General features: G+C 62.1%; 7 protein-coding genes. 3 read left to right on the forward strand and 4 right to left on the reverse strand.

Annotated features, from left to right (window positions below):
- The first annotated feature begins 7 nt into the window (after positions 1-7).
- From BBA01S_RS33290 to BBA01S_RS33300, 3 genes are all read left to right on the forward strand, one after another.
- A complete protein-coding gene (locus tag BBA01S_RS33290) occupies positions 8-2,437 on the forward strand; it encodes an efflux RND transporter permease subunit (protein WP_027820216.1) in 2,430 nt (809 codons plus the stop codon).
- 89 nt (positions 2,438-2,526) lie between these two features.
- Positions 2,527-2,928, forward strand: coding sequence for a hypothetical protein (locus BBA01S_RS33295; protein ID WP_027820217.1), 402 nt, complete (start codon positions 2,527-2,529; stop codon positions 2,926-2,928).
- A gap of 136 nt (positions 2,929-3,064) precedes the next feature.
- Positions 3,065-4,141, forward strand: coding sequence for a Rieske 2Fe-2S domain-containing protein (locus tag BBA01S_RS33300; protein WP_027820218.1), 1,077 nt, complete (start codon positions 3,065-3,067; stop codon positions 4,139-4,141).
- Between the two features lie 701 nt (positions 4,142-4,842).
- Here the strand turns inward: BBA01S_RS33300 and BBA01S_RS46215 are convergent.
- The 4 genes from BBA01S_RS46215 to BBA01S_RS43910 form a co-directional block, all read right to left on the reverse strand.
- Positions 4,843-5,097 (reverse strand): PAAR domain-containing protein, encoded by a 255-nt coding sequence (locus BBA01S_RS46215; RefSeq protein WP_084162701.1) that lies wholly within the window; start codon positions 5,095-5,097, stop codon positions 4,843-4,845.
- A gap of 32 nt (positions 5,098-5,129) precedes the next feature.
- Complete coding sequence (locus BBA01S_RS47175) at positions 5,130-5,591, reverse strand: hypothetical protein (RefSeq protein ID WP_156966164.1); 462 nt, start codon at positions 5,589-5,591, stop codon at positions 5,130-5,132.
- Positions 5,569-6,039, reverse strand: coding sequence for a hypothetical protein (locus tag BBA01S_RS47180; protein ID WP_156966165.1), 471 nt, complete (start codon positions 6,037-6,039; stop codon positions 5,569-5,571). Before BBA01S_RS47180 ends, BBA01S_RS47175 begins: the two co-directional genes overlap by 23 nt.
- Before the next feature lie 35 nt (positions 6,040-6,074).
- A partial coding sequence (locus BBA01S_RS43910; RefSeq protein WP_167336070.1) for an RHS repeat-associated core domain-containing protein occupies positions 6,075-9,496 on the reverse strand: 3,422 nt, incomplete at its 5' end.

Raw genomic sequence — 9,496 nt, forward strand, 5'->3', positions numbered from 1 at the left:
TTTGCCCATGACCGCCACTCCCCGCACTTCCGCGCTCGCGCGCTTCGTCGACCGCTGCGCCAGCGCGATCATGCGCCATCGTCTCGTGCTGCTCACGCTCTGCGTGGCGCTCACGGCGGCTTTCGGCTACTCGGCCACGCGGCTGAGGCTCGACCCCGGCTTCAACAAGATGATCCCGATGGAACACCCGTATATGCAGGTGTTCAACCGCTACGCCAGCGCCTTTCCGGGCGCGAACACCGTGCTGGTGAGCCTGCGCTGGAAGGGCCAGGGCGATATCTACAACGAGCCGTTCATGGACGCGCTGCGCCACGCGACCGACGACGTGTTCTTCATTCCAGGCGTGAACCGCTCGCGGGTGTTTTCGCTGTTCACGCCGAATGTGCGCTACACCGAGGTCACGGAGGCAGGCTTTCGCGGCGATGTCGTCGTGCCGGGCCAGTTCAGCAGCAACAATCCCGCCGACCTGGCCAAGGTGCGCCGCAACGTGGCGCGCTCGGGCCAGATCGGACGCCTGGTCAGCAACGACCTGAAGGCGGCGCTGATCCGTGCGGAACTGCGCGAGACCGATCCGGCGACCGGCAAGCGGCTCGATTACAGCGCAGTGGCGAAACAACTGGAACAGATCCGCGCGCGCTACGCGAGCCAGAACGTCGAAGTCGACATCATCGGCTTCGCGAAACTGGTGGGCGACGTCGAGGCGGGCATCGCAGGCGTGATGGTGTTCTTCGGCATTGCGTTTGCGATCACGGCGCTGTTGTTGCTCGCTTATACGCGTTCGCTGCGGACGACGGCGCTGGCGTTGTGCGTGGCGTTGCTGCCCGTGGTGTGGCTGCTGGGCGCGCTGCCGATGCTGGGCCTGGGCATCGATCCGATGTCGATTCTCGTGCCGTTCCTGATCTTTTCGATTGGCGTATCGCATGCGGTGCAGATGACGAACGCGTGGAAACAGGCGCTGGCCACGGGGTTGTCGTCGGCGGATGCGGCGCGCGACGCGTTCCGCAAGCTGTTCGTGCCGGGCACTGTCGCGCTGCTCACGAACGCGCTGGGATTCATGGTCATCATGCGCATCCGCATCGACATCGTGCGCGAGCTGGGCATTACTGCGTGCCTGGGCGTCCTGCTGATGATCGTGACCAACAAGGTGTTTCTGCCGATTCTGCTTTCGTACACGCGGCTCGAACGCGGCGCGCTGGTGCGTGCGCAAAGCCGTGTCGCGCAACGCCGCAGCGGTGCGAAGTCGGACGGCTGGGCGCGATTTGGCGTGTTCGCCCGGCCGCTGCCCGCGCTGGGTGTGTTCGCGCTGGCGCTGGGCCTGCTCGCGTTCGGCGCACAGGCTTCGCGCGCATTGCAGATTGGCGATATTGGTTCGGGCGCGCCTGAGTTGCGCGCGACGTCGCGCTACAACCTCGATAACGCACGCATTACGAGCCAGTACAACATCGGTGTGGACGCGCTGGCCGTGATCGTCGAGACGCAAGGCTACGACGACGCCTGCCTCCATTACCCGGTGATGAGCGCCATCGAACGGTTCGAAATGCAGATGCGCGGCGTGGCGGGCGTGCAGTCGGTGGTGAGCGTGCCGTCGCTGGCGAAGGTGTCGATTGCGGCGTTCAACGAGGGCAACCCGCGCTGGGCCGCGCTGCCGCGTTCGAGCGACGGGCTCACGCAGGGCGCGGGCGCGTTCGACCCGGACAACGGCATGAACACGGAGAACTGCCAGGCGATCCAGGTGCTCATTTACACGGACAACCACGAGGGCCGCACGATCGCGCATATCGTCGACGAGATCAAGCGCTTTGCCGCCGAAGACGAAACGAAGGGCGTGGCCTTTCGCCTCGCGGGGGGCAACGTGGGCGTGATGGCGGCGACCAACGAAGCTGTCGCCGATGCGGAGATCGCCATGCTGCTGTCGATTTTCGGGGCGATTGCGCTGCTGTGCTTCGTGACGTTCCGCTCGTGGCGCGCGGTGCTGTGCATCGTCGTGCCGCTCACGATCGTGTCGATACTCTGCAACGCGGTGATGGCGTGGCTAGGCATCGGCCTGAAGGTGGCGACGCTGCCGGTCATCACGCTAGGCGTGGGCGTGGGCGTCGACTACGGTATTTACCTTTACGAGCGCTTGCAGCACGAACTGCGCGCGGGTGCGAGCCTGCCGGAAGCATTCGGCGCGGCGATGCGCCAGCGCGGCACGGCGGCGCTTTTCACGGCGGTGACGATGTTTATCGGCGTGGGGACGTGGGCCGGATCGGCGCTTAAATTTCAGGTGGATATGGGCGTGCTGCTGGCGTTCATGTTCCTCGTGAACCTGTTCGGCGCGGTGTTCCTGCTGCCCGCGCTGGCCGCGTGGCTGGGCGTCGAGCGGGCCGAACGGCGCGCGGCGCAGGGCAGCGACGCAGCGGTGCGCGGCGCGGCGGTGGCGCAGGCAGGGCGCTGATTCCGGGCGCACGGCCTGCGAGACTCCCGTCCAGCGTGGCGCGATCCGGCTAGAATCGGGGCTTTGCTTCGATTACCGTGATTCGCGCCATGAAAACTCTCTTCGCCGCGGCATGCGCCGCGCTTGTTGTTGCTGCCAGCCCGCTCGCGCACGCCCAGACCGCGAGCGACGCCGCGGCCCCGCAACAGGAATGCTCGATTGGCCGCGTGAGCGGCGTCGGCGGCGCGGCGGCCAGCATGCGCGAATACCTCGCGCTGCCGGAGCGCGACCGCTACCGCTATTTCGCTGACCATCAGATCGACTGCCAGGTGGGCGACGACGGCCGCGCCTCGCGCTGCGTGGGCCTCGTCAATCTGCGCAAGGATAAAGTCAGCGTGTACGACGACAGCGACCCCGTGACGACCACCGTGGTTGCACGCGTCGAGCTGGAGCATGGCACCTATCCCATCATCATCGTGGTGCGCAAGCAGGACATTACCTGCGACGACTGATTGCGCGGGCCTTTTGGGCCTGTTCTCCCTGCGTTGATCTCCTCGTTCGTCCCTAGTCCGTCGGGACGATGAATGGCGCGCGCTGCCCGTCTAACGTGGCAGGAGCCGCGCGTTCCATTCAAACAGGAGGAGAACCATGTCCGCACGTCCCTACAAGATCGAAGCCCAGCCGCTCGTGCAGCGCTATGCCCGAGGCTGGCATTGCCTTGGCCTCGCGAGCGACTATCAGGATGGCCAGCCGCATACGCTCAATGTGTTCGGCCGGCGCCTGGCCGCGTTTGCGGATTCCACGGGGGCTATTCGTATCGTCGACGGATTCTGTCCGCATATGGGCGGCGATCTCTCCACGGGCCGCGTGGAAGGCGATACGCTCGTTTGTCCGTTTCATGGCTGGCAATGGGATGGCGATGGGCAATGCCAGTCGATTCCTTATTGCAAGCGCATTCCACCTAAGGCGAAGATTGGCACCTGGCATACCTGTGTGCAGAATCGCTTGCTGTTTGTCTGGCACGATCCTGAAGGCGCCGCGCCGCCTGACGACGTGGCGATTCCTGCGATTGCTGCGTGTGAGTCCGATGAGTGGTCGGACTGGGTCGTCGACAAGATGCTGATTAACACGAATTGCCGCGAGCTTGTCGATAACATCTCGGATATGGCGCATTTTGCGACTGTGCATGCGGCGCCTGTCGATTATTTCGCGAATCTTTTTGAGGATCATAAGGCTACGCAGCTGCTTGTGGGGCGCAGTGCGCGGCTTGGGGGCGATGAGCTGGTTGCGTTGTCAACTTATTTTGGGCCGGCGTATCACGTTACTGAAATGACTGGGCAGAGCGGTGGGCATCCCATTCACTCGATTCTGCTGAATTGCCATGTGCCTGTTGATATGAACAGCTTCGAGCTGCGGTATGGCGTGATGGTCAAGAAGATTCCTGGTGTTTCGGAGGAACAGAATCTGGAGATCGCAAGGGCTTATGTGGCGCAGGCGCAGGCGGCGTTTTATGAGGATGTGGCGATCTGGGACAGCAAGACGCGGATTGATAATCCGCTGCTGTGTGAGGGCGATGGGCCGCTCTATCAGATGCGAGACTGGTATGGGCAGTTTTATCTCGATGCTGCTGATGTCAGGCCTTCTAGCAGGCAGAGGAAGGTGTTTGAGATTACCGTGCGGGAAGGGGGCACGGTACCCGCGTTGCATCATGTTTTTGAAGGGTAGTTTTGGGTCGTTGGCGTTTCCTTGAGGTCGTGTCGGTCTGCAAGCGTCGCCCCTGTGCGGGGCGGCGCCTACTTTTCTTTGCGGCGGAAGGGAAAGCAACCGTATTCGAAGTCAAGCGTCGGTAGAGTTCCACGGTGTTGAGTTGCGGATCATCGCGTTAAGCGTGGTGCGAAGAATGCGCACCAGTCAGCCAGTCTACGCCTCCTGCTATCCGGCTCGTCCCACTGCGTCCCCGTATCCGGAGTGGGTCTGCGCGCCGGAACGGGCATCGTGAGAACGGCCATTGAGCCAACGGTAAGGGCAGCCGCAATGTACTTCGTGATGCTCGCGTCAGGTTTGAGATTCGTGGTGATCGAAAGCGGGATGGACTTCTTGGGGCGATCGTCGCCGATTGCGCTCAGTCCAGAAATACATATTTCCCGCTCATCTTCCGGGGCGAAATGAATGCAAAGTCCGGGAACAGGCGGTTGCGCACAAACCAGACGTATGCCCGTGGCGCATACGTCCTGCTTCTTGGCTCCTGAGGAAAGCATCTCGTCAATCCGTATGCGCGCTTCCTTTTTGTCCATCCGTTAACCTCATTTATGAATATCAAACCTCCATCGGAAAGCAAGCCTGCGCGGAGTTTGGCGAATCGCTACGATGGCTTTGGTGATCGCAACATGATCAACGCGAAGATCCATCTACCTGTCGCCCGGAATTCACACGGTTGGGCCGCCGCCAGCAACGACGAGCATCGCGCCGCATGACGTACTGCTGCCATGGTGAGCAATCTGGCGACCGTCAATGGTGCCAAGCCCGCCGCTCGTGATAACGGCGGGGCCGTGCATGGCGCATGTCACCCTGTCGCCCACGCGGGCGGCCGGGATGCCACCAATCGTGACGCAAGGGGTTGCGGTCGAGACTGCGCCCCCGTGGGTAGCGGGAGTTCCGATGGTTGCGGCTGGGTTGGCCATTTTAAATACAATTCCAATAGACAATAATCTTGCTATTCACGGCGTGAGGTGTTGATGTCCTTTGCAAGGGCCTGCAACTCGTTAAGTTTAAATAATTTTGCATTGATAATAATATCTCTATCTTGCATTTTTATTGTTAGCTTGCTTAATGGTTCAAATCTATTAATGCGCCCATCTTTCGTGAGCGAGAGATTTGCTGACAGCAAGCTGGGTCTCGAATAAGTCTTAGTTGAAAGCAGCTTGCGAACCACCAGCTCTGATGTATTTAATTTTATAAGTTGTCTATTCAAATATATAAAAAAGAAAATCTCTATTGCGCTACAAAGAGCAAGCATTTTAAAACTATCGTAGTCACCCAAAAAAATAACCGTCAAAATGGAAATCAAGAATGGGGTGCCACCGATCAAAACAAGCCAGGCAATGTATGCCCATTTATCGGCCCTGATGCAAATTTCTGATTTTTCGGAGATATCATTTTGATGTGCATTGTCCATCACCGGAAACTCCGAAATAATCTTCAATTTTACCCACCCCAAATCCCCCAACAGCTCCAGCACCTGTCCCAGGAAAAAGTGCCGTGTCAACTGAACGACCAACAAAAATTTTTGTCGCGGTGGCGCCGGTGATGCTTGATGCAGTTCCATTTTGGGCCTTGGTAACCATTTGCTTAAAAATGGAATTAAAATTCCCGCGCCCTGAAGTTAGTCCAGGAATTTTTGAGCCTGGAATAAAACCCGTCACCGCACCGATGCCTGTATCTACAACTGTGGATGTAAAATTGAAATGACATTGCTTTCCTGTGAGACGCTTAAGTCCCTGCTTCGTTAGATTGGTCGTTAATCCACCAACCGTGCCAGCACCAATCGGCCCTGTATACAACAGGGCTTCACCGCCCGCAGCTCCGCCAACAGCTGAGCCAGCATAGTCTTCCCATCCGGACAACTGCCAAGTGATTAGATCGCCAACGCCTTGACCAATTACCCCGACGATGGCGCCCCCCCAGAAAAAACCGCATCATCGATACCGAAATACAAGCCCAGGTAGTCAAACCTTCGCACGGGATTTCCTGCGACATATGAATATTCATTGACGCCACCGGCGAGTCCGATTAGATCCTTGTTGATATACCTTCCAACCTGCGAATCGTAGTACTGGAAGCGGTTGTAGTGCAGCCCGCTTTCCGCATCAAAGTACTGACCGGGGAAACGGAGCGGATTGTCGATCTCATGCTTCAGATAGTGCCGTGTCTTGCCGTAGGCGCTCAGGTCAGCCGCCCATACAATCTCCCGCTTTTCGTCGTACACCTCCTGCGGCGTGCCCAGGTGGTCGGTGACATAGTGGTACGCCTTCGCGCCGTCGAGCTTTGCGAGCGGCCCGGCATGGTCGGGGTGGGCCACATACGTAACCGGCTTCGCATGCCCCGCATGGAGCTCCTGCGCCATCCAGTCGCCGTCCCACACGAACAGCGTCGTCGCGGCCCGTCCGTTCGCGTCCGTGTGATGCTTGGCCGTGCGCCGTCCCAGCGCGTCATATTCGTAATGGCTCGCTCCACCGTCTGCATGCTCGATGCCCTTGAGCTGGTGCAAGCCATCGTAGCGGTAGCGTGAAGCCAGCGCCTGCGGCGTGCCGGGCTGCGTGGCGCCGGGAATCGTCGTGGTAATGCGGTTGCCGTGGCCGTCGTAGCTGTACTGAGGGGGCTGTTCGACGGCATGTTCCGGCGTCACGAGCGACAGCAGCCGGTCGCCCCGCACCTTGCCCACGTGCGTCACCTTGCCTTGCCCCACGGCCAGCAGGTTCCCCGCCGGATCGTAGGCGAATGTCTCACTGCCACGTCCCGCATTCACCGCTGTCAGGCGCGACGCCGGATCGTACTGGTAGGCACGGCTGTCGCGCATCGCATCGTGCAGCGCCGTGATCTGCCCCGCGCGGTCATGCTCCCAGCTTCGCCAGACGTTCGCCGCCTCGGCGGCCTGGCCCCTGCCGTCCAGCCCCTGCCAGTGGTGCGCCACCAGCAGCCCCGCCGGGCCGTAGCTGAAGGTGTGTGCCACCGGCCCCTGCGTGCGCAGCGTTTCGCGGTGCAGCGCGTCGCGCTCGAACGCCGCCAGCGCCTGGCCATTAAACAGCACGCCGTGAACGTGGCCCGAGCCGTAGCGCTGCCAGGTGAGCGTCCCGGCGTCGGGCAGGTGCGTATGGCTGCGGTGGCCCAGCGCGTCCAGTTCGTGCGCGAGCCGCCAGACCTTGCCGTGGTGCGCCTGCGTCTCGCCCGTGCGCCGTCCTGCCGCGTCATACTCGAAGGTGACCTGGCTTGGTTCCTCACCGGGCACGGTGGCCTGCGCCTGCGTGAGCAGCCCGCGCGCATCGTAGCGGTAGCTTGCGTGCGTCCCGTCGCTGGAATGCCGCTCGACCGGGCGGCCCAGCGCATCGTAGGCAATGTCGGTCGTGATCTGGCCGTCTGTGCCGTGGTCGGTGCGCGCGACGACCTCGCCCGCCGCGCTGTAGCGGTACGTCTGCCGCCGTCCGTCGAAACCCGTCTGCGCAATGAGCCGGTCGCGGCTGTCGTATTCGAAGGTGGTCTGCTCGCCGTTCGCGTTGGTCAGCGCCGTCAGCCGCCCGAGCGCATCGTAACCGTAGCCGTTCGTGCCGCCCGCCGGATCAGTCACGTTCAGGCGCTGGTCGTACGCATCCCACTGCGTGCGCGTGACGCGCCGGAGCGGATCGGTGTAGGTATTGATGCGGCCCGCGCTGTCGTAGCCCACGCTCCACGCGCCCAGGCCCGCCGGTGTCACACTCTCCAGCCGTCCGCGCGCCGCGTCCCAGCCCTGCCAGCTTTCGTTGCCCAACGGGTCGGTGGTCGTGATGAGCCGCCCCTCGTCGTCATAGGCGTACCGTGTCGTGTGGCCCGAGCAATCGGTGCGCGCCACGAGCTGCCCGGCGTCGTTCCACTGCATCGCCGTGACGTTGCCCAGCGCATCGGTGCGCGTCGCAGGCAGGCCCTTTGCATACGTGTACGCGGTCGTGTTGCCGAGCGGGTTCGTCTCGGTCGTGAGGTGGCCGCCGTCGTCATACGCTCGCTGCCACACCTGGCCCGCCGGGTCGGTAACCTGCACGGGCAGATTCAGGTCGTTGTAGCTCATGCGTGTGATGTTGCCCGCCGCATCGATGATAGTGGTCGGGCTGCCCCGGCTATCGTTGACCATCCGGGTTACGCGGCCCAGCTCGTCGGTATGGCCGCTCACGCTGCCGGTTTCATCGAAGTGAGTCAGCCACATGCTGCCATCCGGATACAGGATGCGATCCACCGCCCACAGGCCGTTGTAGTGATACTCGGTGGTGCGGCCCAGGCCGTCCGTGACGCGCGTCGTCTGGCTCACGGGCTGGTAGGCGAAGCGCGTCTCGCGCGTGATGGCGCGTTGGCCGTCCTTCGCACTCTCGTCGTAGGCCCATGTGCGCGTCACGCGCGCCTGCGGCGTGTCGCCATCCCACTCGGACAGATGGATCGCGCCCGAGGGTGTGCGGTAGGCCGTGAGCAGATGCTGGCGGTACGCATACTTCCAGGTACGGCCTGCCCGGTCGGTCGCCTCGACCAGATCGCCGTTCGCGTCGTAGGCGTAGTGCGCGAGCAGCGGATTGCCGTGGCCGTCGAGGTACACCGCCGTGATGCGGCCTGCGTCGTCCAGCTTGCAGCGCACCGTATAGACGCTGTTGCGCACCTCGTTGAGCCAGCCTTCGGGCGTATAGCCGAGGGACAGCACGTTGCCGTCGCGGTCGCTTACGCGCTGGAGCTGCCAGCGCGTGTCGCCGGTCGGGTGAATGGCGTAATGTTCCTGCACGCCATTGCCGAACTGCACGGTATAGGTCGCCCACGCACCCATGTCCGGGCCGCGCACAAGCGTGTACTTCTCGATGGGGTGGAAGTGCTCCTGGCCGGGTTCGAGCAGCGGAAAGTTCAGACGACGGCCATCGGCATCGTAGTACATCAGTTGCGTGTCGTCGCGGCGGATTTCGCTCGAATACGGCAAACGCCATGCCACACCGAGCGTGCCCGCGCGCTGGTCGGCACTGCGGTAACTACGCCCCCAGTCGATCGCAATTCGGCCTGGCAGGCTGAAATCCCCATGCACGAGCACCTTCTGGCCAGTCGCCAGATCCACCGGGGTGCACGTCGTCGTTTTCTGGGCACCGGTTGATGACGATGGGCAGGTCGGCGCTGAGTCTGCCTCCGTCACCGGTGCCAGCCCGCCCGCGCTGCCCCCGCTCATGCTGATGACCGGGGCCTTCAGGTAGATGCCTGTGCCTTCGAGAGTGATCCCGGCGGCATCAATCGTGACCTTGCCGCCGGGGCCGATCAGCTGTGCCTGCTTCGCGCCCGAGAGGTGTGCCTCACCGGTGTCCTTGATAA

The organism is Paraburkholderia bannensis NBRC 103871, from assembly GCF_000685015.1.
In the GTDB taxonomy this organism is placed as follows: Bacteria; Pseudomonadota; Gammaproteobacteria; order Burkholderiales; family Burkholderiaceae; genus Paraburkholderia; species Paraburkholderia bannensis.

Bases quoted from the DNA above. Each gene is read 5' to 3' on its own strand.
- BBA01S_RS33290 (WP_027820216.1), top strand. From the start codon at position 8: ATGACCGCCACTCCCCGCACTTCCGCGCTCGCGCGCTTCGTCGACCGC.
- BBA01S_RS33295 (WP_027820217.1), top strand. From the start codon at position 2,527: ATGAAAACTCTCTTCGCCGCGGCATGCGCCGCGCTTGTTGTTGCTGCC.
- BBA01S_RS33300 (WP_027820218.1), top strand. From the start codon at position 3,065: ATGTCCGCACGTCCCTACAAGATCGAAGCCCAGCCGCTCGTGCAGCGC.
- BBA01S_RS46215 (WP_084162701.1), bottom strand. From the start codon at position 5,097: ATGGCCAACCCAGCCGCAACCATCGGAACTCCCGCTACCCACGGGGGC.
- BBA01S_RS47175 (WP_156966164.1), bottom strand. From the start codon at position 5,591: ATGGACAATGCACATCAAAATGATATCTCCGAAAAATCAGAAATTTGC.